Raw genomic sequence first — 644 nt, 5'->3', positions numbered from 1 at the left:
TCTCTATACTTCTTAGGAATTACCTTTGTAGTAGCACCAAAGTATTTTCCACTCTCTTCGTCAAGAGAATTACTTTTTTCTTTATTTTTTAAACCATACTTTTCCAATACACTTTGCTCTATAAAATCAAATGAGCCGTCACTACCTTTAGCGACGACCCCCAATTGTTTTCTTTTTCGCATGGATTAATACCCCCTTTCCTATATAAACTTAATTGGTCACACCTTCTCACACAGTATTGATTTAACTTCTCCCCTTTTTATTGGAGTTCCACAAATGTAAAACACAAGATCACTTCGACCAGAACTATCTATAAAAAACCAATGGTTGAAAAAATCTACTTCACTTTCAGCGAATATCACTGTTACACTGTTATGACATGTATTAATTGTTAGTCTGCACATGCATATCTACCTCCTCCTTATAATCTTTATCTAAATAGGCAATACTCTCATCCCATTCATTCTCAGTCCAGAAATGAATACTTGTAATACTCTTCTTATCTAATTCTCCTTTTGTTCCATCTGGCTCGGAGTAGCCTTGAACCTCTCCGTTCTCAATCCACTCTTTAAATGACTCCATATTTTCGTCACCAGTAACCCCAAGTAACTTATACGACTTATCCTTAAAAATAATAATAATCC

At 34.8% G+C, this 644-nt stretch carries 2 protein-coding genes; both read right to left on the bottom strand.

The genetic code is table 11. The features are described from left to right. On the bottom strand, positions 1–182 hold a 182-nt coding region (locus AOA61_RS30825), incomplete at its 3' end, for a hypothetical protein (RefSeq protein ID WP_143521181.1). 202 nt (positions 183–384) lie between these two features. Beyond that, positions 385–644 (bottom strand): hypothetical protein (locus AOA61_RS31165; protein ID WP_158234790.1); only part of this gene is annotated, 260 nt, incomplete at its 5' end.

Origin of the sequence: Pseudomonas sp. 2995-1 (genome assembly GCF_002742505.1) — a bacterium.
GTDB lineage: Bacteria > Pseudomonadota > Gammaproteobacteria > Pseudomonadales > Pseudomonadaceae > Aquipseudomonas > Aquipseudomonas sivasensis.
Note: the sequence above shows the minus strand (reverse complement) of the source record. Positions and strands in the feature narration are given on the sequence as shown.